At 59.2% G+C, this 24,506-nt stretch carries 17 protein-coding genes and 1 riboswitch; of the genes, 13 read left to right on the top strand and 4 right to left on the bottom strand.

Annotated features, from left to right (window positions below):
• Nucleotides 1–12: 12 nt before the first annotated feature.
• Nucleotides 13–639 (bottom strand): ECF transporter S component, encoded by a 627-nt coding sequence (locus tag ACUIAI_RS04905; protein WP_046323104.1) that lies wholly within the window; start codon nucleotides 637–639, stop codon nucleotides 13–15.
• Nucleotides 624–758: riboswitch (FMN riboswitch) on the bottom strand. Its footprint overlaps the gene before it by 16 nt.
• 165 nt (nucleotides 759–923) lie before the next feature.
• Here ACUIAI_RS04905 and ACUIAI_RS04900 point away from each other — a divergent pair.
• From ACUIAI_RS04900 to ACUIAI_RS04870, 7 genes are all read left to right on the top strand, one after another.
• Complete coding sequence (locus ACUIAI_RS04900) at nucleotides 924–1,574, top strand: RNA polymerase sigma factor (RefSeq protein WP_445341718.1); 651 nt, start codon at nucleotides 924–926, stop codon at nucleotides 1,572–1,574.
• Complete coding sequence (locus tag ACUIAI_RS04895; RefSeq protein ID WP_313835538.1) at nucleotides 1,561–2,424, top strand: hypothetical protein; 864 nt, start codon at nucleotides 1,561–1,563, stop codon at nucleotides 2,422–2,424. Before ACUIAI_RS04900 ends, ACUIAI_RS04895 begins: the two co-directional genes overlap by 14 nt.
• Before the next feature lie 34 nt (nucleotides 2,425–2,458).
• The gene (locus ACUIAI_RS04890) at nucleotides 2,459–3,316 is read left to right on the top strand and encodes an ABC transporter ATP-binding protein (RefSeq protein WP_445341717.1); all 858 of its coding nucleotides are present in this window, start codon (nucleotides 2,459–2,461) and stop codon (nucleotides 3,314–3,316) included.
• A gap of 166 nt (nucleotides 3,317–3,482) precedes the next feature.
• Complete coding sequence (locus tag ACUIAI_RS04885) at nucleotides 3,483–4,604, top strand: hypothetical protein (RefSeq protein ID WP_445341716.1); 1,122 nt, start codon at nucleotides 3,483–3,485, stop codon at nucleotides 4,602–4,604.
• Complete coding sequence (locus ACUIAI_RS04880) at nucleotides 4,597–5,334, top strand: ABC transporter ATP-binding protein (protein ID WP_445341715.1); 738 nt, start codon at nucleotides 4,597–4,599, stop codon at nucleotides 5,332–5,334. Before ACUIAI_RS04885 ends, ACUIAI_RS04880 begins: the two co-directional genes overlap by 8 nt.
• Before the next feature lie 140 nt (nucleotides 5,335–5,474).
• Nucleotides 5,475–7,391 carry an FtsX-like permease family protein gene (locus tag ACUIAI_RS04875; RefSeq protein WP_445341714.1) on the top strand — a complete coding sequence of 639 codons (1,917 nt, stop codon included), beginning with the start codon at nucleotides 5,475–5,477 and terminating at the stop codon, nucleotides 7,389–7,391.
• Between the two features lie 61 nt (nucleotides 7,392–7,452).
• Entirely contained in the window at nucleotides 7,453–8,478 is a 1,026-nt protein-coding gene (locus ACUIAI_RS04870; protein WP_445341713.1) for a glycosyltransferase, read from the top strand.
• A 12-nt stretch (nucleotides 8,479–8,490) separates the two neighbouring features.
• Here ACUIAI_RS04870 and ACUIAI_RS04865 read toward each other — a convergent pair whose 3' ends face one another.
• Both ACUIAI_RS04865 and ACUIAI_RS04860 read right to left on the bottom strand, forming a co-directional pair.
• A complete protein-coding gene (locus ACUIAI_RS04865) occupies nucleotides 8,491–9,264 on the bottom strand; it encodes a histidine phosphatase family protein (protein WP_445341712.1) in 774 nt (257 codons plus the stop codon).
• A 52-nt stretch (nucleotides 9,265–9,316) separates the two neighbouring features.
• The gene (locus ACUIAI_RS04860; RefSeq protein WP_445341711.1) at nucleotides 9,317–10,096 is read right to left on the bottom strand and encodes a nitroreductase family protein; all 780 of its coding nucleotides are present in this window, start codon (nucleotides 10,094–10,096) and stop codon (nucleotides 9,317–9,319) included.
• A gap of 172 nt (nucleotides 10,097–10,268) precedes the next feature.
• On the opposite strand from ACUIAI_RS04860, the gene ppgK reads away from it, so the two are divergent.
• The 4 genes from ppgK (at nucleotide 10,269) to ACUIAI_RS04840 (ending at nucleotide 16,113) form a co-directional block, all read left to right on the top strand.
• Nucleotides 10,269–11,039 (top strand): polyphosphate--glucose phosphotransferase, encoded by a 771-nt coding sequence (ppgK, locus tag ACUIAI_RS04855; RefSeq protein ID WP_110413135.1) that lies wholly within the window; start codon nucleotides 10,269–10,271, stop codon nucleotides 11,037–11,039.
• A 75-nt stretch (nucleotides 11,040–11,114) separates the two neighbouring features.
• Nucleotides 11,115–12,296, top strand: a complete 1,182-nt coding sequence (locus ACUIAI_RS04850; RefSeq protein WP_445341710.1) for a pyridoxal phosphate-dependent aminotransferase — start codon at nucleotides 11,115–11,117, stop codon at nucleotides 12,294–12,296.
• A gap of 131 nt (nucleotides 12,297–12,427) precedes the next feature.
• Complete coding sequence (locus tag ACUIAI_RS04845; RefSeq protein WP_254477307.1) at nucleotides 12,428–13,804, top strand: MFS transporter; 1,377 nt, start codon at nucleotides 12,428–12,430, stop codon at nucleotides 13,802–13,804.
• Nucleotides 13,805–13,875: 71 nt separating this feature from the next.
• The gene (locus ACUIAI_RS04840) at nucleotides 13,876–16,113 is read left to right on the top strand and encodes an exo-alpha-(1->6)-L-arabinopyranosidase (RefSeq protein ID WP_445341709.1); all 2,238 of its coding nucleotides are present in this window, start codon (nucleotides 13,876–13,878) and stop codon (nucleotides 16,111–16,113) included.
• Between the two features lie 18 nt (nucleotides 16,114–16,131).
• On the opposite strand, the gene ACUIAI_RS04835 is transcribed toward ACUIAI_RS04840, so the two are convergent.
• Complete coding sequence (locus ACUIAI_RS04835) at nucleotides 16,132–18,390, bottom strand: hypothetical protein (RefSeq protein ID WP_445341708.1); 2,259 nt, start codon at nucleotides 18,388–18,390, stop codon at nucleotides 16,132–16,134.
• 50 nt (nucleotides 18,391–18,440) lie between these two features.
• Between ACUIAI_RS04835 and ACUIAI_RS04830 the strand changes: the two genes are divergently transcribed.
• Both ACUIAI_RS04830 and ligA read left to right on the top strand, forming a co-directional pair.
• Nucleotides 18,441–21,872 (top strand): tetratricopeptide repeat protein, encoded by a 3,432-nt coding sequence (locus tag ACUIAI_RS04830; RefSeq protein ID WP_445341707.1) that lies wholly within the window; start codon nucleotides 18,441–18,443, stop codon nucleotides 21,870–21,872.
• Entirely contained in the window at nucleotides 21,865–24,453 is a 2,589-nt protein-coding gene (gene ligA / locus ACUIAI_RS04825) for an NAD-dependent DNA ligase LigA (RefSeq protein ID WP_445341706.1), read from the top strand. Before ACUIAI_RS04830 ends, ligA begins: the two co-directional genes overlap by 8 nt.
• The last annotated feature ends 53 nt before the right edge of the window (nucleotides 24,454–24,506 follow it).

The following is a 24,506-nucleotide window of genomic DNA, read 5'->3' as shown; positions in this document are numbered from 1 at the left end:
AACCCCCGCGGCCTACTTGTTGATCAACGTGGAGATCGGCTTGTAGATCAGGAAGGTGACCACGCCGTGGATGGCGAACTTCATCAGGTTGAAGGGCAGGAGGATCGGCACGATCATGGCGACGACCTTGGCCATGGACATGTGCGCATAGAAGGGGGTAATCACCACGTTGCACAGGATGGCTGCAACCACGCCCAGAATGGCACCGGAGACAATCCCGATGACCGCTCCTTTACGGCTGTGCATCCTGCGATAGACAAGGGCCGCCGGCACGCTCAGGGCCAAGGCCACGATCATCGAGATCAGAGCGCCGAAGGGGTTGGTGAACAGGTGCGGGACGAATCCCAGTATGGAGATGATTGCTGCAGCCGCCGGACCGAAGGCGAAGCCGCATACCAGGACGACGATGCCTGAAGGGTCGTATTTGAGCCAAGGGGCGGCAGGAAAGATCGGGAAGGAGAAGAAGCTCAGAACCATGGCCAGGGCTACGAAGAGCGCGTAGACCGCGATCCGCTTTGTCGACCAGCGTCCTGAACCGCCTGCACCTGTGGAGTGGACATCGTTGAAGCGCGTGTCCTTGTTTGCAGTGGTGTGTGAATGAGAATTGGGCATACTCATAGAGGGCCTCGTTTCTTCCATCCGGACTGTAACCGTTGGCTTCGGACTTTGACCGATATCCACCGCTTGCGCGGGTCGCGGGCTCCCGGCATTCAGCCGGATACCGCCAGTAAGGACTTTCACCTTCCCTGAAACTGACGATTTCAATATAGCTGCGATCCTTGGAATGGTCAATTCCCTCTCGCTGCCAGTACATTTTTAAACACGCCAAGAAGGAAATAAAACCGCCTTCCATGCAACTATTGCAGCCTGCACAACGAATATGAGGTTGTCGAAAGTTCACAATGTTGCAAGGAGGCTGGAGCATGGCGAGGATGGGTGACCATCTGCTGCCTGCGGATGAAGCTATACATCCGGCCTTGGTCAGACAAACCAGTGACGGAGACGCTGATGGTGGCCAATCCCAGGCAGAGGACCTGGAATGGATCAGAAACATACTGTCAACTAGGTCCTTTCGCGCAGCCGATGACCTAGTTCGCAAGTACTACGACGACATCCTGGCCTACATCCGAGCTCAGGTAGGCGATAAGGAGGAGTCGCTGAACCTTGCCCAGGATGCCTTTGTTGCCATTCTGCGGTCTTTGGGCAGCTACAATCCGCACAAGTCCAGCTTCCGTACCTGGATCCACCGCATCGCAACCTACAAGGTCATTGATTACTGGCGGATCCGCCGCAGGCGGCAGCGGCAGGAGGCGCAAGTATTTGTGGCATCCGGCCACGATCAACATGACGACCCCGCCGACCAGACCTTCAAGGACGACCTAGTTGGTCGGATTGAAGACAAGATCTCACAGGCTCCGGTCCCGGCGCAGGAAGTTTTGCGTCTCCATCTGTATGCCGGCTATGGGTTCGCGCAGATTGCCGAGGCCTGCGGAGAGCCTGAAAACACGGTCAAGGCTCGGTATTACCGACTTTTGGACAATTTGAGGAAGGAGTTTGGTCATGAATCGGTCTGAACCTGATATCCGTCCCATTCTGGCGGCTCTTCAGGGTAGCGACCTTGAGCGCGATGATTTTGCTGAATCACAGATCGGCAGTTCCAGGATGCGCGAGCGATCCATAAAAACAATTGTACGCAAAGGGATGGGAAGACGTCCTGGGCTGATCTGGACCCTTGTAGCCATGGTCCGTTCCCTGGGCCTGAGAAACCTGCTCTTTGGCCTCTGGGACTGCGTCTTTATCGGCCTGATTCTGACGGCGGCGGTTTGGGCGACCGTCTTTGGCTCCTTCATGAAGACTGCTTGGCCCAGCAGAGTCGATAGAACCTTCGGTCTGGTTGTCCCCATATTCGTCTGCTCGCCTGCTCTTTTCCTGGTGGTGCACCTTTTGGTCGTGCTCAAGGAACGGAACCTGAATACCCTGAATCTGATCAGAACTTGCAGGTGGTCATTCCGTCAGATAGCCGCAGTCAGGATGCTTCTGTTCGGCATGGTCAGCATGATGATTTCATCCTTGGCCACGGTCTTGCTGGCGTGGACGACCAATCCGGGGCTGTCCACCATGACCCTTCTGGGGATCAGCTTCTCCTCCCTCTTTCTCTTTTCCCTGGCACAGATCTGGGTAGAGGAGCATATGCATGGAGAACTGTCCATCTGTCTGGTTCTGGGACTCTGGATCGTGCTCGGTATGATTCTTTATCTGACTCGATTCGCCACCGCCCCCATCCTTGTCTCTATTCCGCCGGCGCTGAGCCTAGCGACGGGCCTTGTTCTTCTGACGATCTTCCTGCTTGTTCTGCATGGACGCTGCGTAGGGTCACCTCTGTCAAAGCGAGCATGGCATATGAAAAGACTGGCGACGGCATGAGGGCGGAATCTTACATGTTTAGTGTGAAAGGACGGTGAGTTTCGTGCTGCACTTGGACCATGTGTCAAAGAGCTTCAGGAACAAGCGGGTTATCAACGATCTGAGCCTCTCCATTGGAACCGGCGTCCATGGGCTTCTCGCGCCTAACGGAGCAGGCAAGACCACGCTGATCCAAATGATCGCCACCCTGATCCGCCCGGATTCGGGAAACATCACTTGGAACGGGCAGGACATCATGGTTATGGACGAGGACTATCGCGGCCTCTTGGGGTATCTGCCCCAAAAATTCGGCTATTACCCAGACTACAGCGCTGAAGATTTTTTGATGTACATAGCAGCCCTTCAGGGGATCGGCCGGAAACGGGCCAAGTCCCTGGCGAAAGATCTCCTGAAGACCGTGGGGCTTAAAGACCAGGGTAAGCAGAAGATGAAGACGCTCTCTGGGGGCATGATTCAGCGCGTGGGGCTGGCACAGGCCATGATCAACGACCCGGAACTGATGATTTTGGACGAGCCGACCGCTGGTTTGGATCCACGGGAACGTGTCCGCTTCCGCAACCTGGTCCATGCTCTTTCGCGCGACCGGATCGTTATCCTGTCCACTCATATCGTCTCTGACCTGGAGACCATCGCCGACCGGGTCATCATGCTCAAGGATGGGCAGATCTGCTGCAACCAGGCCCCAAGGCAGATAAGCCGCTGGCTGGAAGGCAAAATATTCCTGGTTCCTGCGGATTATCGCTTAGGGCAGGGGCAGCTGCTCCTTGAGGACGAGCTGGATGGGGATGCGACCCGGCTCAGAATTTACTCACCTGAGCCGCCGTCCCAGGGCCAGGCTGTTCCTGCCAACTTGGAGGATGCCTTCCTGGTGATCTACGGGGACGAGGAGTAGCGATGCAGCATACCCCGCCGAATCGGGCTCGCAATCTTATTTCTTGCCAGGGATGTCTTCAATGAGATGGATGGTGATCAGGAACGAGATGCGGCACCTTCTGGGTACCTCTTTTTGGGTGGTGCTCAGTCTGTCTCTTGGATTCGTTTTCTGTATGAATCTAGCTATGTATGACCAAATTCCCACTGACGAAGCCCATCATGACCTAGCTAGCTACGGACCGTATGTCAGTCAGTCCACCATTACTGGATTCAAGCGTGAGGCTGACAGACTTAAACCGGTGGTATCCAAAGATCTGATGGCACTTGGTCCTCAGGCTGTTCAACTGGGCGTCAAGAATTATCAGTCGGCCAGGGACCTGGTCGATTCGGTCGAGAGCTCGCGCTGGACAAATCCTTCAGTACTGAATACAGACCGGGGCAAACTGACCGGCCGCATCAATGCCTTGCCTAGCTATCGTCGGCTTGTTCATTGCCATGATGTCATGGATGCCTATCGTGGATGCAACCGGGAAGCCCTGACCGCAAGAGCTGAGAAACAGTTGCGTAAGGGCGGTAGTAATGGCATCGAACTGCCCGAATCGGTGACGAAGCGGCTTGACATCTTAAGTGGACAGTGCAGGGCGGGTATGGGCCTGGCCGCTCCTGAATTACTGGACTACACTCAGAGCAACTTCAGACTTTCAGTTTATCTGGTCCCGCTTCTGGCAGCCTTGGTTGTCGTGGCCCCACGCCTTGTTAAAGACCAGGTCCATGGGGTCCGGCAGACGCAGTTGACGACACGGACCGGACGCATCTTGCCTGGGCTGCAGGTGTGCGCCATGGTCTGTGCGGGCCTGCTGATGATGCTCATGGTGGCAGCGGGATCATTCCTGATGTGGGTGCCCAAGATCGCGGGTTTGCAGGATCTTTCGGTTTTTGATGGACATGCATTGCCTTGGTTCACCTGGTCCTTGGGGGAGTATCTGGCTGTGTTCGTATTGCTCTGCCTGGGGTCCGCCTTTCTTGTTTTTCTCTTGGTTCTCTGGATTTCCATGCACTGCAGGACCTACACACGCTTGGTCTTGCTTGCAGTCCCGGTGGTGTTGCTGGCCGTTCATGTCTTTGTCGTCTGGCTTCTCGTGGATCCATGCTGTATTGGCAGTGTGGTGACTCGGATTGTGCCATTGCCCGGCATTGAGCTCTACCTAATCCTGGGACTGCTGGTTTTGACCCTTTGTCTTTGCTGGTGGTCGGCCAGAAAGCTTTGTTGCCTAGGCGATCTGAATGAAAGGAAGATCAATGAATGAACTGCCACTGAAAATGGAGGGGGTATCCTTCCATTACAAGGCTGGTGAAGCTGGAATAGACCAAGTCGGCCTGGAATGCTCGACAGGATCTTGGACCGCAGTTATGGGTCCTTCCGGAGCGGGGAAAACCACCTTGCTTTATTGCGCCTCAGGGCTCTTGCCAGTACAGCAGGGATCGGTCGAGATAGTCGGCCAGAACATAGCCAGGATGAAGGAGTCCGCCCTAACCAGGATGCGCCGCGACCATATCGGTTTCGTTTTTCAGGATTACAACCTGGTCGAGGCCTTCACCTGCTTGCAGAACGTCATGCTGCCCCAGCTCTTCGGCGGTCCCAAAGTTGGTGTCGCCCAATCGCTGCAGGCCTTGAAGATTTTGGGTCTAGATGGGTATGCGCAGCAATATCCGTCTGACATATCTGGCGGTCAAAGGCAACGCGTGGCCATTGCCAGAGCGCTGGTCGCCCAGCCAGATATGATTTTCGCGGACGAGCCCACCGGGGCACTGGATACGCGCAGCTCGGAAATGGTTCTGGATGCCCTTTCGACCTTGGTGGAGAGCGGACGGACCGTGCTCATGGTGACCCATGACCCCAATGTGGCGGCCTGGGCGCAGCGCACGGTCTTCTTGGTGGACGGCACAGTGCATTCGATATGCCAAGGATATACGGCCGAGCAGCTGTCCACTCACCTGACCAGCATGACTCAGGTCGGCCAGGGGGTAGGACGATGATGCATGCGGGTAAAGGCCAAGCAGGAAGAGGAGAAGTTCCCGGACGGGATTCCCTGCATGCATTCTCCGCGATCAGTCGACCGACCCTGTTCTCCTTGGTCTTGTCCCTGATCAGGAAGCATCGAGCATCGTACGCGGTCATGGGTCTATCCACCTTCCTGGCATCCCTGCTGACCTCTTCGACCATGCAGGTCTACCAAGCGGGAAAGTCCTTTGACAATATCGGCGATCTGAATAGGTTCAACACCTACCAGCGTCTCCAAGCCAAGGTACCTTATTCAAATCTCTCCATGGTCACTATTCCGGCGCTGGCTTGCTGCCTGCTGGTGTCGGTCTTTTTGGTCCTCTCGTCGGTCACTTTTCTGATTCAGGAACGCCGACGCGAGTATGCAATGATGCGGTTGAACGGAGCCTCGCGCAGGAGGATCCTGATCATAGGTATCTTGGAATTCTCGATCCCCCTGGCCCTCTCGAATCTCATTGGCTGCCTGGTCGGATCTCTCCTGACCATACCAGTTGGACGGTTTTACGCGCGCTCTGCCGAGTTCAGCGACAGTGGCATGGTTTTCACACCGCGGATTCGACCTTCCATTGCAGTTGTCACCTTCATCATGATGATGGTCGCCTGCCTGTTGGGAGTATGGATGGCTATGCGCAAGGTGGGCGGGGCAGCTCCGCTCCAGCTCATGACGGAGACCAGTGACAAAACCAAGCGGATCGGATGGATTCGTTCTTCGGCAGCCCTGGTCTTCCTGATCCTGACCTTGGTGGTCGGGTTCGCCCAACTGCCTTCTATGACCCTGGACCTGCGTATTATGCTCGAGGTCATTCTTGTCATCACTACGGTCTATTTGGCGGCTCCGATCCTGGTTGTCCTGACTGTGTCGGTCATTGGTCTGATCCCGGCGAAGGTGGCCGGGGGGCCAGGTCTTCTGGCCCTGCAGCGTGCTCGAAAGGAGAGCGCAGGCTCAACCGCTATAGCCCTCCCCGCCATGATGATCCTGACCATCGTCATTTCCCTTGTGGCAGCCATGCAGGCTGGCTCCATCGGAGGGGCGGTTCTGAGCCTATATCCGCTGAAGGCCGATGTTATGGCTACTTCCCTTGATTCGGATGCCCAAAACCGCAACCCATCCGATCTGATCGGTGGGATGCCTGAGGTTCGAGACTTTGTTACCTACCAGACTCAGCAATGGGCTATGGAAGGATCACCGGGCCAGACGGCAACGGTGGTATGGGAACCTGCCGAGCAATTGCAGGGTCAGAAAGTTCAGAGTTCGCCGAGCATTCATTTCTCCTTTGTCCAAGGGAATTCGTCTGATCTCGGTTCAGACCGCGTCGCTGTGAATCAGGATTCCTCCTATTCCATAGGCGACACCGTTCGTCTTCTTGATCGCCATGATCAACCGCATGAGGTGCGGGTCGTTGCCCTTGTTCAGTCGCCTGAGGGCATTCCAGAACTATCTGCAGGCAATAACTATCCTCTGTTTCTGACGGCGGAGGATGACCTGCCTCAATTGGGTGAAGACGCACATACGATCATTCCCATATCGGCTGTCAATCCAACAGATGCGCACGGGATTACCTCCCGTCTGAAGAGTGGCCTTCGGGGCGATTTCGCGGTGCAGACCAGGCAGGAGTATATAGATGACTTCATTCAACGAGGCCTGTCCGGGCAGACGGCCATGACGGTCATGATCGTCGGCGGGACCGTTCTTGCCCTAATTTTCATGATGCAGTCCATCGCCATTTCGGCTTGGGAGCGCAAGCGGCAGAACCAGCGGCTCAATCAGATCGGGGTGGCCTGGAGGTCAATAGCCTGGTCGGGAGTGATGGAGACACTGACCGATGTGGCCGGCGGTGCAGTGATGGCGCTGCTGGGGATCGCCATTGTCGAGGGCTGTATTGCCTTGAGTTTTGTCCAGGCTGGCTTGTCTATGGCTCTGACCCCTGTGCCCGTCGGCCGGTTCCTTCTGGTGACTGTGGTTCTGCTGCTGGTGGCGGTGTTCACATCCTGGGTGTGCAGCCTGCGATCCAGGAAGGCGGAAGAAGGCTAAACCTACTAGGAGGATTTTGCTTCAGTAAGCAAAGTTGCGGGGCGGTGTCACAATGGAGAGCATGGGAAAGACCTTGAATAAGGCGGCTATGGTCGTCGTAACCTATAAGCGTCAGGAATTGCTGACAGGCCTGTTCGACTCCATCCTCCAGCTCACCCAGGCCCCCTGGCGGATCGTGGTGGTGGATAACGAGAATTCGGCAGACACGCGAACCATGGTCGAGCAGTTCTCAGAACGTGTGACAGGACGTTGGGGCAGGACCATCATCGACGGCTCCGGCAATCAGGATCGTGTCGTTTATCTGCCACAGGATCACAATGGCGGTGGCGCGGGAGGCTTCTCCGCTGGCGTGCGCAAGGCATACGAGCTGGGGGCCAAGTGGTTCTGGGTCATGGATGATGACGTTGCAGTAGAGCCCGAAGGACTTGACCTGCTGGCTAAGTGGAGTGAACGCTATCAGGTGGTGCAGGGTTCCCGGCTGGATTATGATGGTGGCCCCTTCTATTGGCAGTATCATTTTCTGACCGCTTTGGGCATTCCAGACCCGATAGCACCGGGGGAGTTCGGACCATCAGGATGTCGGCCTATGAACACCATGTGTTTTGAAGGTGGTTTCTTCTCCCGGCAGGTTGTGGAGCAAATCGGTCTGCCTGACCCACGTTTCTTCATCTATTGGGATGACACCATCTATGGGTATTTGGCATCCAAGGTCACACAGCCTGTGGTCGTCTCCGATATAGTCATGCGTCGGACTCGCAACATCGCTAATTGGAATATCGCTGGTGTGCGCCAGCTCAATTCCACATCGGATATGAACCGTTATCACATTATGCGCAACCGGGGCTTTATGGCCAGGTATTTCATGGTTCATGGGGACTATCGACCCCTGGCTTTTGCCCTGGGGACCCTGGCAACAGCTCTCAAGGAAGTCATTCGCCTTCTGGCTGTTGATCGCAGTCACATCATGACTGGTATTCCTGCCATCCTGAAGGGTTGGGTGGATTCGCGCCAAATATTGCATGATCCCGACTGGAGGCCCATGGAGCCCCTCAGAGGCCAACCAGCCGGGGAAATGCAGCGCGCCTGAACGGTCTGACTGCTACTTTTCTTGACTTCCTGCCTGGAAGTACTCCATGGAACCGATAGGTCCTGCCAGGTGAAAGCCGTCGTCTTGGTAGACGACCTTTGTGACGGCGGTGTTGTCCATGTCAGGGATGGGGCAGTGATCGTCAATGGCCACCAGGAACTGTTGCAGGCACATGCCGGAGGAGACCACCAGGACAGGCCCGCCGCCCTCTTCGATGGCAGATTGGGCGATGCGCGTCAATACTGCGATCATTCTGCTGCGGACCTGGGCGGTGGTCTCAGCCCGGTCCTGTTCTTCCAGTCCGGCGGACAGGACGTCCTGGGCGTCCAGCCGGTGGAAGGTGTCCTGCATATGGACGGAGATGTTCCTGCCGTAGGTTGACTTGGCCGCAGCGAAATTCTCGAACCCCATGGCTGCGCAGACTTGGTCCAGAGTAGTGCGTTCGTCCCGGCCCTCGAAACTTCCGAAATTGTCCTCGCGCAGGTCAGGGTCCACCCCCACGCGCAGGTCTCCATTGCCGGACATATCAAGGGCCAGGCGGGCCGTTTCATACTGACGACTCAGATTGCCACTCCAGGCTGCCCGGAAGCGAATGGGCCGCAGACCCAGACCGAACTGGCGCACGTCCTCGCGGCCTTGCTGGGTGAGCGGAAAATCAGACCAGCCCTGCATCAGATGCATGACATTGGCCGTCGTTCTGCCGTGCCGGGTCAGGTAAAGGGTTGTCGAACCTGCTTCAGTGCTCGGTTCGGCGGTTGACTGAGATGATGATGCTCCATTGTTCATAGTTCATCACCCTACACGGTCCCCTTGCCGGGGCACTGGAATACAGTCGCGGTTAGGGCCTGATGAAACGGCCTCCATCGCCCCAAGTCCATGTGCCGCCGCCGGATCCGATCTGGAAATTCATTTTGGCTATGCCCAGATCCACTGCGGAGCCATAGGCGACCGAGGGGTCCAGAGTGGCGATCGCATCGCCCGTGTTCTTGTCCCAGGCAAAAACCACGGGCTGTCCGTTCATGGCCGAAGGCGCCTTGGCGGCGGCAGCCACGCCGGCCTTGAACCATTCTGGAGCCTCCTGGCGGTCCTGCACGCTCATGGAAGAAGTCAGCTCCTCATAGCTCTTAGAGGTTCGATGCTCGCTCTGACGTTGGCAAAGCTTGTCGAAGTCCTGATTGCCGTAGCCGACCTGGTCGGCCGGATAGCCGATAGTGACCACCAGATAGAGCGACTGGCTGGGAGTGATCCGGCAGTGGCGCTCTGCTGCCTGACGGTCCCAGCTGCCTGACACCCATCCTGTCCCCAGTCCGTACAGGGTGGCGGCAAGAACCATGCGCTCGCCATAAAAGCCGGCTTTTTCCAGGCTCTCCTGATCATCCTTGGGTCCGACCAGGGCAAGGTAGTTGGCCGCATTGGCCAGGTGGCCGGAGGCATTGTCGGCAGTGAAGGCGTCCGGCTTGCCTAGGACCAGTTGCATGTCCAGACCGCTGAGCGTATTCAGGGCATTCAAGGTGCTGCCCAGCTGCCTTGCTAGGTCGGGATCGATGGGCTTAGGATCGTATTCTCTGGTGGTGATGCGCACGTTGACTGCGTCAATGAGCTGTGTATGTTCGGTCATAGCCTCATTATCTCACCCAATTCTTCTTTCTGCAGTTTGTAGCAGAAGGCAGGCGGAAGGGTCAGCCCTAGTCCGGTTTATGTCGCTCCTACGGGTTGCAGAGGCATGGCTTGGGGTACAATCGCTACCGTGCCGGTTCGGACCCTCATCTTTGATCAGCTAAGGAGCAGCAATGATTGAAACAGCGCAGGCTTTCGGAGTGGATATCGGTGGATCCGGCATTAAGGCTGCCCCTGTTGACCTGACGATCGGTGATTTTGCAGAGCCTCGCAAGAAAATTCTGACTCCTGAGCATTCCACGCCAGAGGCTGTGGGGGTTGTTGTCAAGGAGCTCTTGGACCGCTTCGAGGTTCCTTCGGATGTGCCTGTGGGCATCGCCTTCCCGGCCCCTGTCAAGCCTGATAAACCGCTGGATTTCATGGCCAACCTGGACCAGGCCTGGGTCGGTACCAATGTTCAGGAGGTTCTTTCCAAGGCCTGCGGTAGACCCGTCAGCGTTGTCAACGACGCGGATGCGGCCGGGCTTGCCGAGGTGCAGTACGGGGCTGCCAAAGGCCAGAAGGGTCTGGTCATCGCCACCACACTGGGCACCGGCATCGGCACGGCGCTGATTTATAACGGCGTTCTGATTCCCAACAGCGAGCTGGGCCATCTGACGCTGGACGGCAAGGACGCAGAGAAGTACGCAGCCTCATCGGTGCGTGACCGCAAGAAACTGAGCTATAAGAAGTGGGCCAATCGTCTGACCAAGTACTACCGCTTGCTTGAGCACTATTTCAACCCTGACTTCTTCGTTGTCGGTGGTGGAGTCAGCAGGATGAGCGAGAAGTTCTTGCCCCACATCGACATTAAGACCCCCATTGTGGCTGCCAAGCTGCGCAACCAGGCCGGCATCGTGGGTGCCGCTTATCTAGCCGACCTCCGGCAAAAGCACCTGGGGTGAAGCAGAGCGTTTTCTGCGACCAATCTACACGGGGCGTTTAGGCGGCTGCTGGATCGGATGAGGAGCTGAAAAATCATGCATTTTTCTCACCGTACCGGGTCTGACCGCCCCAATCGCATAGCTCTGGCCGAGTCAGAAGCACGAGCCCATGGTCTCAAGTTGGGCAGGCTGAATGATTCCAATCCCACCCATTTTGGACTGGCCCCGGCATTCCTGCCGCAGGTCTACGAGGCCGAACCGAGGGGGCCTCGTAAGGCTCGGCAGGCTCTGGCTGAGTTTCTGACCATGCGTCAAAGTTTGTACGGCAACGATCGTGGTATTGCGGTTGATCCTGATAACCTCTACCTGCTCTCTTCCACATCTCAGGCCTATTCCTGGCTGATGAAGCTCCTCTGCGACCCGGGTGATGCCATTCTGGAGCCCCGGCCCGGATATCCTCTGATCGAATCCATCGCCGGTCTGGAATGTGTCCGAACAATTCCATACCGCCTTGCCTACGACGGGTCCTGGGCCCTGGACCTGGCCACGGTCAGAGAGGCTTTGGAGGGGCCTGAGAGCGGCCGCATCCGCGCCGTGGTCCTTATCAACCCCAACAATCCCACGGGGTCCTACATTCATCCAGAAGAACGCCAGTCGCTGCTGAAACTCTGTCAGCGGCATGGGGTGGCCATCATCGCTGATGAGGTCTTTTTTGACTATCCCTTGGATCCTTTGCCGGGCCGCGCACGACTGGCTGGGGAGGATAGGGTGCTGACCTTCGCCTTGGACGGGTTCTCGAAGAGTCTGGCAGCTCCTCATGCCAAGGTGGGCTGGATTCAGGTTTCCGGGCCAGCGGACCAGGTTGCCGCCGCCAAGTGCCATCTTGACCTGATAGCCGACGATTACCTGCCCATGAGCCTTCTGATTACCAGGGACATGGAGGCCATGCTATCGGATATTCCCGGCCAGACCAGCCGAGTGGGGAAACGGGCCAGGGGCAATCTCGAAATCCTTAGACAGACATTGGACCAACGTGATTCCTGCGTCTCCCTGCTCAGGCCTGAGGGCGGATGGAATGTTCTGCTGCGCTTTCCCGAGGTCATCGACGAGGAGGAACTGATTCTTTGTCTGATTCGGTCCTGCGGCTTGACTGGCCAACCCGGTTACTTTTTCGACATGCCAGGCAACGGATATCTTGCTCTGTCGCTCCTTCCAGAATCCTTGGAATTCCGCCGAAATGTGGACTCTGTCGTCTCAGCAATTAGAAAAATCCTGTGATTATAACCCTCCTCTTGCCTAGTTTGCTCCGATAATAAGTTCCGAATGATCACCCGTCCTGGAAGGGGGAGATTGGTAGGGCTCAATGATGAGCCACTGACTGCAAGGTTGCACACAAAGGAGCAATAACGATGGGGAACGAAAATAAGAATCGAAGGGGAGACCCAGCCAAGGGGGTTGGTGCTCGAGTCGGGGAAGACATCAAAGCCATGGCTACCGTTGATGAGACCGGAGGTGCTGTCGCAGATCATGGTGTAGACGCAAGCTTGGCTCCGGATACTGGCAGAAGGCTCAACAGCACGGAGAAGTTCCGCTTCGCTGTCGGGTTTGTTATGGTATCCCTGCTCTGGGCGGCGCCCTTCACCATGGGATCCGGGGTCCTCCTGCCGCAGATCTTCAATTCCCTGCGTGGAGTCAGCGCTGAAGCGGCTCTAGGTATGATGAATTCGATTGGCTGCGTATTTGCGTTGGTGGCCAACATTGTTTTCGGCGCTCTCTCGGATATGTCTAGGTTCCGTGTCGGCAAGCGCACCCCATGGATCGTGCTTGGCGGCATCATTGGCGCCCTTGGCTTTCTGATGGTCATCCAGTCCCATGCACTGCCCATGATCATCTTCGGTTGGTGCATTGTTCAGGTGGGCATCAACTGCCTAATAGCCCCTGCTGTGGCAGTCCTCTCGGACAGGATTCCTGAGTCGACCAGAGGAACGTATTCGGCACTGTATGGGGCCAGCCAGATCGTCGGCCAACAGCTGGGTACTATCATTGGTAGCTCGTTCATAACCAAGATCCATACCGGCCTGATAGTAGGCATGATCATCTTCCTCTTCTCGGGCATTCTCACGGTGTTGATCTGGCCCCGTGAGAAGTCTGCTGCAAACACAGTTGTGGAGCGGACCTGGGCTGATGTTGGTCGATCCTTCATACCGCCCACCAAGAACAGCCGGGACTTTTACCTAGCGCTTCTGGGCAGGTTCACTTTCATCGTCGGCTGTTACATGATCTCGGGCTACCAACTCTACATCCTGCAGAAGTACTGCCATTTGAGCGATGCCCAGGCTGCGTCCACACTCAAGATCATGGCCTTGCTCTCGGTAATCACCACCATTCTGGCCGCTGTGGTCTCGGGCCCTCTGTCGGACTTCTTGCAGAAGCGGAAAGTGATCGTGGCAATCAGTTGTCTGATCATTGCTCTCGGGATGGTTTTCCCCTTCCTGATGCCAACTGCAACGGGTATGTACATTTATGCCGCTCTGGCTGGAGTCGGCAACGGGTGCTACATGTCAGTCGACCAGGCACTGAATGTCGATGTGCTGCCGAATGCCAAGGAAGCTGGCAAGGACCTGGGTATCCTCAACTTGGCCAACACGATCGGCCAGGTGATCGCCCCTGGGTGCACTACGCTGGTCATCGGCATCTTCGGTGGTTATAGGATGATCTTCCCAGTCGCCATCGCCTGCCTGCTGGTGGGGACCGTCTTCATCATGATGATTCGCAAGGTCAAGTGAGTCTGAAAACCTGTAACCCGGACCCGTACTGAGCAGCGGCCCGGCCAATCGATTTCGAAAGGAAAATAGACATGACAGAAGAATCGCATACCAAAGCCAAGGATTTGGATCTGCAAGAGGAGGCCTCGCTGACCTCGGGATCCGACTCGTGGCACCTTCAGGGACTTCCCGACAAGGGCTACGAAGGTTATATGATCACCGACGGCCCTTACGGCCTACGCAAGGCCACTGGCTCTGACGTTTACGGTTCGGTCCCGGCCACCTGCTTCCCACCGACCGCTGGACTGGCATCCTCCTGGAACCCTGATCTGACCTACCAGGTGGGCCAGGCCATGGGCGAGGAATGCATCCAGGAGAAGGTGGCCGTAATTCTGGGCCCCGGCATCAACATCAAGCGCAGCCCACTGGGTGGCCGCAACTTCGAGTTTTACTCGGAGGATCCTGTGCTGGCCGGGCACGAAGCTGCAGGTCTGGTCGATGGGGTCCAGTCCAAGGGGGTGGGGACATCTCTGAAGCATTTTGCGGCCAACAATCAGGAGACCGACCGGCTCAGGGTCAGCTCTGACGTGGACGCGCGCACCCTGCGCGAGATCTACCTGCCGGCCTTTGAATACGTGGTCAGGAATGCCAAGCCCTGGACTATCATGTGTGCCTACAACAAGGTTAATGGAGTCTTCAGTTCGGAGAATCACTGGCTGCTGACGGACGTTCTGCGGGGGGAGTGGGGCTACCAGGGCATGGTCATGTCCGACTGGGGGGCCGTCCACAACAGGGTCAACGCTCTGCAGGCCGGGCTCAATCTGGAGATGCCGCCCTCCCGTACTGATGACCAGGTGGTCCAGGCCGTGAAGGCTGGCCAGCTGGACAAGAAGCAGCTGGACCGGATGGCCCAGGGGATTCTGGATCTGATTGACAAGGCTCGTCCGGCCATGTCCCAGCAGGGTTATCGCTACGACGTCCAGGAACACAACAACATGGCCCGCCGAGCGGCTCAGGAGTCCATCGTCCTCTTGCGCAACGAGGATCGGATCCTGCCCCTTGACCCGAAGAAGAAGGTCGCCGTCATTGGCGAATTCGCCCGGACTCCGCGCTACCAGGGAGGAGGTTCCTCGCATATCACACCGACCGAGGTCTCATCCGCGCTGGATGGCTTCAAGGAGGCCGGCATGAATGTGGACTTCGCGCCCGGGTTCACGCTGGATGAGAAGGAACAGGATCCTGCTCTGACCCAGCAGGCGCTTGATGTTGCGCGCGGAGCCGACACCGTGGTGCTCTTCCTGGGATTGCCTGAATACGCTGAGTCCGAGGGCTTTGACCGCACCAGCATGGATCTTCCCGACAAGCAGGTGGCTCTGCTCAAGGCTGTCTCCGAGGTCAACGACCGGGTGGTCACCGTCCTTTCCAATGGAGCTGTAGTGACGGTTGCCGACTGGATGGACAAGACCAAGGGTCTGCTGGAGACTTGGCTGCTGGGCCAGGAGGGTGGACGCGCCGTAGTGGATGTGCTGACCGGTGTCGCCAACCCCTCGGGCCATCTGCCTGAAACCATTCCGGTCCGGCTGGAGGACAACCCCACCATCACCTCCTTCCCCGGTGAGGAGGGTCATTCGCGTTACGGCGAGGGCGTCTACGTGGGCTACCGCTACTACGACACCTTCCAGCGTCCGGTGGCCTTCCCCTTCGGATTCGGGCTGTCTTATGCCGACTTTGACCTGGATCAGGTAACGGTGACCAAGACCGGAGCCAACTCGGCTCGGGTGGATGTGACGGTGACCAACACCTCGCAGGTGGACGGCGCTCAGACCGTGCAGGTCTACGTGGCACCCTGCGCCAGTCGGGTGAATCGGCCCAGCCATGAGCTCAAGGCCTTCACCAAGGTCTTCCTGAAAGCCGGACAGTCCAGCCGGGTGAGCATGGACCTGACCGAGCGCGACTTCGCCTACTGGTCCACAGCTATGGATGCCTGGCATGTGGAGGCGGGCACTTACCGCATCCAGGTGGGTACTTCGAGCCGAGATCTGGTTGCAGAAGAGGACCTGCAGGTGGATGGCGACGGCAGGTTCATTCCGCTGAATGCCGAATCGACCATGGCCGAGTGGCGCGAGAATTCGATTGGCGGGCCCATCTTGCGCGATCGTATCGATCAGGATGGCATACCGCTGCCTGACGATCCCAATACGGCTCAGCTTTTCGATACCATGCCTCTGGCATCGGTCATCACCTTGTCAGGCGGCGATGGCAATGGCATCGTGGCTGACATGGTCGACCGGTATCACCAAGCCCTCAAGCAGCAGGGCCTGGACTCCTGACATCACTGTCGGCTGGGCTCAGGGTGCTAGGAACCAGACGGCTGCGTTCATGGCCTGACTGGGGTCGAAGTGCTCCAGCAGGACCATGGCGTTGATCAAGGTCAGGACCAGGCCAGCCAGACAGGTTAGTGTCAGTAGGCTCATGACGGCCGCTCCCGCTCTGGAGCGGCCGCCTTCGTATGCCGAGGATGCGGCGGCCATGATTACAACGGCAGCCAGGCAGATCAGCCAGGCGAAGTCGATGGTGTAGCGCACCGAGAACCCGCCAACATAGGAGTCTGCAGCCATAACCAGAGCCGCTAAGGCCAGGGCCAGGATTAAGGCGGGCATCCATCCTCGGCGCTGCAGTTCTTTTCGCACCCGGGGCAGGACGATAAGGACAAGGGCCAGTACAAGTACCGGGGTGGTGACTAACAGCCCGCCCAGGCCAGGCTCGGTGAAGTGCCAGACCCGCATGGGAGCGGGGGAGAATTGCAGGTAGGGGAAGACCGGCAGGGTAGTCAACGGCTGCAGAAGGTAGTAGCCAAAAATCTGAAGCAGACCTTGGGTGCCAGGATGATAGTTGGTCAGGTCCAGGACGGTCATTTGATACCTGTTGCCGAAGTCCAGCAGGGCCCCGAAGCGCCAGCGGTTGTACCAGAGCAGGGGAGCGGCTACCAGGATGACTGGCAACAGGCCACAGACCAGCAGCGACAGCGCCCGTTTCCTAGACAGGTCGGCAGGATGGCTCCTGCGAGCGAACAGGGTGTTGATGACTGCCCTTATTTCTTTGGCAAACAGGGGTAGCGCCAGTAGTCCGGCAGCCAAGAAGGTGGGTCGGCAGCCCAGGGTGGCAGCTATTGACAGCGAACCCAAAAAAAGTCGAAGTCTGGACAGCCGCCAGGGTTGGTTCCCGTCCTCCACGGTCCATATCCGCGTTGATCCACGATCCGAATGCTTACTGGCATCTGCAGGCTGTCGATGGACCCGTCTGGCCCCCATCCAGAGCCAGAGTCCAGTCATGACCGCCAATATGGAGGCATCGAAGGGAATCGTATAGAAGTTGCGGCGGCACCAGAGGTAGACCATGCCGGATCCTTCCAGCATGGTTGTAAGAGCCATGCCGACCACGGCCAGGTTGACCCGGGGGAACCATCGGGCCAGCAGGCGGATGGTGGCCAGGGCGGTCATGATGGTGGCCGCCGTGACCAGCAGGGCGGCAGCCGAACTGGTGGGCAGGGCATACCCGCCCGGATGCGCCAGGCTGGTCACCGCCCTGTAAGGCAGAAAGAGCAGCAGTACCGGCAGGACACCGAAGTAGGAGTACCAGTGGCCATTGTGATAGACATAGTCCCAATATATGGGTTGCTGGTCCTGGGCCAGCAGTGCGTTGCGGGTGGCTATGTCAAAGGGGTTGGCTGCCTTGGACAGACCCGGCGCCTGGCCCAGATCCAGCCAAGGGCGTCCATGCAGAAGGGCCTGCGCCACATGATCGTACTGGTTGAAGTCGTAGACGTAGGCCTGCGGGTGATGGTAGGCCACGGGGGTAAAGGTGGACAGATCATACTGGATGCTCCAGCAGGACCAGACTGCAAGCGGAGCCAAAATCAGGACCAGTGCCAGGCGCTGGCTTATCGAACCCGTATCCAGCCGGGTCCGCCAGAGGACCGAGTCGGGTAGGTAGCCTAGGATCAGCGCCGCCAGACAGGCCAGCATCAGTATCCGCGCTGGGTTGAGTTCCAGGGGTACCACATCGGCCGGAGTCATTCCGGTCAGCTCCAGCTGAGATCCGACGGGCTCCTGTATCCACAGTCGCATGGCCTGGATCCGACCGCCGTTGGGATTGCCTCTGATGCGCAGATAGTGGCTACGGGCCTGACCGGGGCAGATCAGCCCTCGGGTGCCCTGGGTCCAACCCTTGTCGCCGGCCAGGTGCAGGTCCAGACGTACATGAATCTGCGACAAGGGTGAACCCTTGATGTCTTCTGCCAGCTGAGCCTGAAGGAAGGATGCCCGTCCATCGGCGACAGGGACGTCCATCCAGGCATCGGCTGGATCGGTGACTTTCAGTCCTCCGCCCGGCAACGGGGACAGTCCTGGTCCCAGCTGGCGTGATTGTGAGGCGACATCGCCAGCAGTCCTTGTCGAAAAGTTTGAGGATGAACCCGCCAGCGACTGCCAATGGGCCAGATTAAAGACCCCCAGTTCCAAGGTGAGCACAACAAAAAGTGCCAGCAACAGGCGGATGGCTGCGCCCCTGGCCGGGGTGGGGCGTCTCAGGGCTGGCAGAGTCATCACGGTTTTATTCTAACGGCGACATGTCGGGCTGGATTGGGACAATCAAAGGTATGTCCAAGAACGCGAAGAAGTCCCGGGGGTTCGGGGATCTGTCCGGCCTGGGCCGTTCCATTCTTTCCTCACTGGAGGGACTGGTCGGCTCCTCTCGTCCGACTACTGGGAGTCGCGGGGATCGTCCCCTGGATTCTTCGGTGGCCGACATGGTCGATCTGATCAACCGGACGGGGCACCATCCAGATGATCGGCAGATGCGCGAATTTCTGGCCTCCCACAGCCGTGTTCTGGGCATCGCCGTCAAGCGTCGGCTTTTTCCGCGCCTGCAGGGCGTTCCCGATGGTCTGACGCTTGGCTGGGTCCAATGGCCTGATGCACCAGGCCGCGGCTTTGCGCTAGGTATCTTCACCGATCGTCGTCACTTCGCCCAGATTGCTCTGGCCGACGACCATGGCCGGGTCTTCATCGGCGAGCAGAGCCGGATGGACCTGCAGAACATGGAGCCTGCCTTCTTGCTGGGCCGGGAGGAGGAGGTGACCCTGGCCGACGGTCGTCGGCTGGGCCGCGATCCGGGTCAGGATTCGGGGCCGGTCCGCGCCCTGCAGGGTGCTGTAGCAGGCCGTGACGATGCCGGCCACATGCGTTGGCTGGCCTCCTGGCTGCGAGCCGATGGTCGCTATTCACTTGAGCAGCTGCGTCCGCTCCTGCCTCCTGAGATGCGCCTGGACCTGGAGTATAGGGATGCCGTGGCCATTGCCTTCTTCGCTGCTTACCTGCTGCCGCGCATCCAGGGAACCTTCACTGGGTTCGGCTCGGGCAACATCTTCTACCGGCTCAACCGGGAGGCGCCCATGGGAGCCATCCGACGCAGCGTGGGTGACATGATCCAGGCGCGCTCCCACGGACAGCGGGTCTCCGGTCTGGAGGATCTGTTTGCCGACCTGATGCGCGAGGCTGGGGCTCTATCACCCGTCTCAGGCCTTGAGGCCGTTCATGGGGCCGAGCCCCTGCATCTGTATGCTTCCTCTTATTCGGGCGCCTACTTTCTGAGCTGGGACAACGGACTGGAGTTCACTGCCGCTCTTGCGGCCCTGCGCATCGAGGGCAATCTCAACAGGTTCGCCGCCGTCAGCGCCTGGCTGGAGCGCAATGCCCGCCTGGGAACGCTGCCCACCGAGGACTCGATCAACCGCGTCCAGGCAACCCGGCTGGACCAGGCACTTTTGGATGATCCTGCCATTGTCGCCTTGCTGCGCCCGGGGGACTATCCGATTCGTTTCGACCCCCTGGAGGACGACGGGCGGACCGCCATCAATGCCATGGTCGACAAGGCTGCGGCGACCGCCGTCATGGTGCGTCAACAGGCTCCCCAGGCTCTGCCTGTGCGAGCGGACGGCCAGGGTCAGGAGCCGGTGCGTTCCGAGTGGGTCTACAGGCAGACGCTGTCCATGCTGATGCGTTCCCTCCGGCTGCCCTTCCGCTTCGATGTGGAGTTCAGGTCCAACCTCTCCCAAGGACAGGTGGCCCTGGCCTTCACTGCAGCAGGACGCACGATGATGCCTTCCAGCCGCTATGAGGACCAGTCGCGGGCCTGGCGGGACCTGGATGACGGCGAGCGATCCGCCATGAGCGCTGACTACAACCTGCGCGTCGGGCTGATGATGGCTGCCCTGGCCTTCGGGGTGGATCCGGCCGTGCGCGAGGTCAGCCTGCAGGTCGACTCCATCGGTCTGGAAGAGGCTGTCGACCAGCAGAACTCGGCGATCAGGACCATGATGGGACAGGCCCTGGAGGCATTTGAGCGCATGCGTTCAGGCGAGGTGGCCCCCACCGGGTCCAAGGCTGATCCCAAGGATGGCGACGTGCACGGCGATCCCACCAAGCCCATTGCCTCCCGGATGGCCCCGGAGCAGCAAGAGGGGAACGAGGAGGACAAGGCCGAGGATCAGGGTGAAAAGGAATCTGTGGATCGTGAGTTCAAGGATCTTATGCAGGGCGTGGACCTTGACTCTGCTGCTTTTGCGCCGCCTTCGTCAGCCAATGATTCCGACGCGGATGAGTCGACTTCTGATGATGCATCGAAGGAGGATGTCTCGAATGATGATGCCTCTGCAGACAAGACTGACGACGACGCATCGCAGAATCCGCTCAGCGCCCTGCAGAGCAATCCGACCATCCGCACCCTGGTCTCGGTGGTCTTCAGCAGGGAACTCTTCCTCTCCCGCATCCGTTCACAGGGTTTGAAGGATCCACGTGCCATCTACCGCTTCTTCGACGCGGCCATGCAGGTGGATCCCCAAGGCGGGCTCAAGCCTACTGAGGCTGAGTTTGACATGCGCGATGACCGCTTCAGCCCCCATGGCAGTCAGGAGGAACCTGAGTTCTCCGAGGTGGCCTTTGCTGATAAGTCTGCCAAGGCCCTGGGCGCACATAAGGCCGTGGATCTGTCCATCCAGCGTGCCGACCTGTTGCAGAGGGCTGTAGGCGGTTTCCACCAGCTGGCCTCGGACCGGACCATGACATCAGCGGCCAAGGCCCAGGCGGCCACAGGCATCATCCAGAGTATTGGCGACCCGGAGCTGGAACAGCTGGCCCCCCAGGTTGCCAGTGCCATGATCGATGGCACCCCTGTTCCAGACTTTGACTTCTCCCTGTCCTCCCAACTAGACAAGGAGCGCGTCAAAGCCCGTGATCTGCTCTTCTCCGGTGGGGCAGCCCAGGGCATACAGGTTGAACAAGACGCTATCGCTCATCTGGATGCCGTCTTTGCGGCCGAAGGCCAGGTACCCCGCTACTTCAACTCCTATGCCGAGCGGGTGGTCTACAACCGCCTCTTCGCCACACCAGGAGAGCGGACCCTGCTCATTCCTGACAACCTCTTCTATGCCCACTTGGAGATAGCCGACCTGCTGGCTCAGATCAAGGAGGACCAGGCGGCCCTCAAGCATCTGAACGCCATGGTGGCCTATGCGCCCGCCTATCCGCTTTCCCACCTGAAGCTGGCGGTCATGCTGGCCAACCGGGAGGACTGGGATTCGGCACGGGCTGCCACGCTCAACGCCCTGCGGGTGGCTTTGGATCGGGACGACGCCTCCTTCGCCTACTATCGCCTGGCCTATGCCTCATGGATGCGCGACGAGTTTGACGTGGCTGCAGCGGCCTACCTGATGAGCGAGCACATCAGTCCCGATCGGATACCAGCCCTCAAGAGCGAGCTTGCCGAGCTGCAGGCTAGGGCCCGCTCCCAGTGCGTGGTCCTGCCCGAAGACCACAGGCAGGCCCGCCGGGTGCTGGCAGAGCACGGCCTGCCGGTCTGGCCTCACACCGAGGTGGCTTCGATAGTGCGCCAGGCAGCGCGCATCTGTGTGGATGGTGGGCTCTTCGTCCCGGCCCGAACACTGTCAATGGCGGCCGCAAGGATGAACGACGACGATAATGAAGGTGTTGATGTGGTACAGGCACAGTTCATGAGGTCGCTCAATGCATGACAAAACAGCTCAGGAAGATATTCAGCAAACCCGTGATGAGGGCAGGAATGCCGAGTCCAGGCCCAGGCCGGGCACTGACCGATGGATAGCCTCCCTGCAGCCCGACGATGCTGATGCCATGCGACTGGGGGAGTTGGATTTTGACTCTCTGGGAGCCCAGCAGGCCCAGCGTCTCTGGTCCAGACTGGCTGCCTGGGTGGAGTCCGACCAGGTCGCCTACTACATAGACGATGCGCCGGTCTCCTCTGATGCGGCCTATGATGCCCGGATGCGCTGTCTGCAGGAGCTGGAGTCCCACTTCCCCAGCCTGGACACCCCCCAGTCGCCGACGCACCGGGTCGGAGGGACTTTCTCCAACGACTTCGCCTCCGTCCGTCACCCCTCCCAGATGCTCAGCCTAGATGACGTCTTCAGCGTCGCCGAGCTGCGTCAGTGGTATGACGGACTTCGCAACGAGCTCGACTGGCCGCAGGGCAAGGCCCTGCCCATGACCAGCGAGGTCAAGATAGACGGCCTGGCTCTCAACCTCCTCTACCGCAACGGGGTCCTGGAGCAGGGCCTGACCAGGGGGGACGGCGTTACCGGGGAGGACATCACCCTGAACGTCAGGACCATTTCGAGCATCCCGCAGAACCTGTCGGGACCGACCCGCGACATTCCCGAGTTCGTGGAGGTCCGTGGTGAGGTTTTCATGCGGTTCGATGACTTCAATGCCTTGAACGAGCAGCAGGAGCAGGAGGGCAAGGCGCCCTTCGCCAACCCTCGCAACGCCGCCGCCGGGTCGCTGAGGCAGAAGGATCCGCGCATCACGGCTAGCCGCCGTCTGAGCTTTTACGCCCATGGCCTGGGCTCCCTGAGGTGGGGCCCGGCCCATCCCAAGGGGACCCACGACGAGGTCATCGACCAGTCCCAGGCTTACGATCTCTATAAGCAGTGGGGAATTCCGGTCTCCCCCCACAACCGGGTTGTCACCTCATTCGACCAGATCCTGGATATGATCGACTATTACGGCCAGCACCGCAATGACATCGAGCACGCCTTGGACGGCATCGTCGTCAAGCTCCAGGACCGAGATCTCCAGCGCAGGCTGGGTGCTACTTCACGTGCGCCCCGTTGGGCCGTGGCCTACAAATACCCCCCGGAGGAGATCAATACCCGGCTTTTGGACATCACCGTCCAAGTGGGCCGGACCGGGCGAATCACCCCGGTGGCGGTGCTCACCCCGGTCACCGTGGCCGGGTCCACGGTCTCCAGGACCACCCTCCACAACGCCTCCGAGGTCAAGCGCAAGGGCATTCTGATCGGGGACACGGTCGTGGTTCGCAAGGCAGGCGATGTGATCCCTGAGCTGGTCGGACCGGTTATCGAGGCCAGGAAGGGGCGCGAAAAGGAACTGAGACCCTTCATCATGCCCGAGACCTGCCCCAGCTGCGGTGCCCGGCTGGCCCCGGCCAAGGAGGGCGATGTGGACATCCGTTGCCCCAATGTGGAGTCCTGCCCGGCCCAGCTGACCGAGCGGATCATCCACATGGCCTCTCGAAAGGCTCTGGACATCGAGCATCTTGGGGAGCAGAGCGCCATAGCCCTGACCAACCCCGATGAGAACCGGCCCGATTCCGTGGAGGTCTACGCTCCCGGCCTGCGTGAGGTCCTGGTCGACCAAGGCGGCCAGGCAGCCCAGTATCAGCCGGACCCGGACCTGAAGCTTCCGCCTCGTCAGGAACCTGTCCTGACCAGCGAGGCGGGTCTCTTCGACTTGAAGGTGGAGGATTTGCGCCAGGTCTATGTCTGGCGTGAGGTTCCCCTGATGGAGCAGGCGGAGGTCGAAGGCCGGCAGGGACGTGCCACAACCAAGCGCCGGACTGGCGGCAGCGGTCTCTGGTACCGGGTGCCTGCCTTCTACAACCTGCCCAAGAGCGCCCAGGCTGGCCAGGGCGAGCGGGCTATGAACAGCCATGAGACCCAGGTCCAGGAGGCCGCCCTGGGCAGTGCCGACGCCCAACCCTCCAGGAACACCCTGCAGATGCTTGAAGAGATCGACAAAGCCAAGCATGCCGACCTGTGGAGGGTCCTGGTGGCCCTGTCCATCCGACACCTGGGACCGACCTCGGCCCGGGCCATCGCCACCCGCTTCCCGTCGCTCAAGGCCGTGGAGGAAGCCAGCGTGGAGGACCTGTCCGAGCTGGACGGTGTGGGCCCCGAGATCGCGCATTCCATCCACGACTGGTTCCAGGGTGCTCGGCAGCCCGACGACTGGCGTGGACGCATCCTGGATGCCTGGCAGGCAGCTGGCGTGGGCGCTCATGTCGAGCGCAGCACTAAGCCACAGACTCTAAAGGGCATGACCGTGGTGGTCACTGGCAGCCTGGAGGACTTCTCCAGGGACTCCGCCAAGGAGGCCATCGTGGAGCGCGGCGGCAAGGCCTCAGGATCCGTAAGTAAAAAGACCACCTATGTGGTGGTGGGCGCCAACCCGGGCTCCAAGGCCGAAAAGGCTGAGAGCCTGGGCCTGCCAATCCTGGACGAGGCGGCCTTCCACCGCCTGCTTGACACTGGCGATCCCAGCCCAGCCCAAGGTTGATTGTGACATTCGCAATATCCGACCAGCCGCGCCCTAGCAGCCGATGGCTGGGC

The organism is Bifidobacterium sp. ESL0827 (assembly GCF_052606685.1).
This window is presented reverse-complemented; position numbering and strand designations above follow the sequence as displayed.

What these genes read in the sequence shown, in the direction of transcription:
- ACUIAI_RS04850 (WP_445341710.1), top strand. Translation starts at nt 11,115, where the DNA reads ATGCATTTTTCTCACCGTACCGGGTCTGACCGCCCCAATCGCATAGCT.
- ACUIAI_RS04830 (WP_445341707.1), top strand. Translation starts at nt 18,441, where the DNA reads ATGTCCAAGAACGCGAAGAAGTCCCGGGGGTTCGGGGATCTGTCCGGC.
- ACUIAI_RS04880 (WP_445341715.1), top strand. Translation starts at nt 4,597, where the DNA reads ATGAATGAACTGCCACTGAAAATGGAGGGGGTATCCTTCCATTACAAG.
- ACUIAI_RS04875 (WP_445341714.1), top strand. Translation starts at nt 5,475, where the DNA reads ATGGGTCTATCCACCTTCCTGGCATCCCTGCTGACCTCTTCGACCATG.
- ACUIAI_RS04895 (WP_313835538.1), top strand. Translation starts at nt 1,561, where the DNA reads ATGAATCGGTCTGAACCTGATATCCGTCCCATTCTGGCGGCTCTTCAG.
- ACUIAI_RS04860 (WP_445341711.1), bottom strand. Translation starts at nt 10,096, where the DNA reads ATGACCGAACATACACAGCTCATTGACGCAGTCAACGTGCGCATCACC.
- ACUIAI_RS04840 (WP_445341709.1), top strand. Translation starts at nt 13,876, where the DNA reads ATGACAGAAGAATCGCATACCAAAGCCAAGGATTTGGATCTGCAAGAG.
- ACUIAI_RS04870 (WP_445341713.1), top strand. Translation starts at nt 7,453, where the DNA reads ATGGGAAAGACCTTGAATAAGGCGGCTATGGTCGTCGTAACCTATAAG.
- ACUIAI_RS04885 (WP_445341716.1), top strand. Translation starts at nt 3,483, where the DNA reads ATGTATGACCAAATTCCCACTGACGAAGCCCATCATGACCTAGCTAGC.
- ACUIAI_RS04905 (WP_046323104.1), bottom strand. Translation starts at nt 639, where the DNA reads ATGGAAGAAACGAGGCCCTCTATGAGTATGCCCAATTCTCATTCACAC.
- ppgK (WP_110413135.1), top strand. Translation starts at nt 10,269, where the DNA reads ATGATTGAAACAGCGCAGGCTTTCGGAGTGGATATCGGTGGATCCGGC.
- ACUIAI_RS04900 (WP_445341718.1), top strand. Translation starts at nt 924, where the DNA reads ATGGCGAGGATGGGTGACCATCTGCTGCCTGCGGATGAAGCTATACAT.
- ligA (WP_445341706.1), top strand. Translation starts at nt 21,865, where the DNA reads ATGCATGACAAAACAGCTCAGGAAGATATTCAGCAAACCCGTGATGAG.
- ACUIAI_RS04845 (WP_254477307.1), top strand. Translation starts at nt 12,428, where the DNA reads ATGGGGAACGAAAATAAGAATCGAAGGGGAGACCCAGCCAAGGGGGTT.
- ACUIAI_RS04865 (WP_445341712.1), bottom strand. Translation starts at nt 9,264, where the DNA reads ATGAACAATGGAGCATCATCATCTCAGTCAACCGCCGAACCGAGCACT.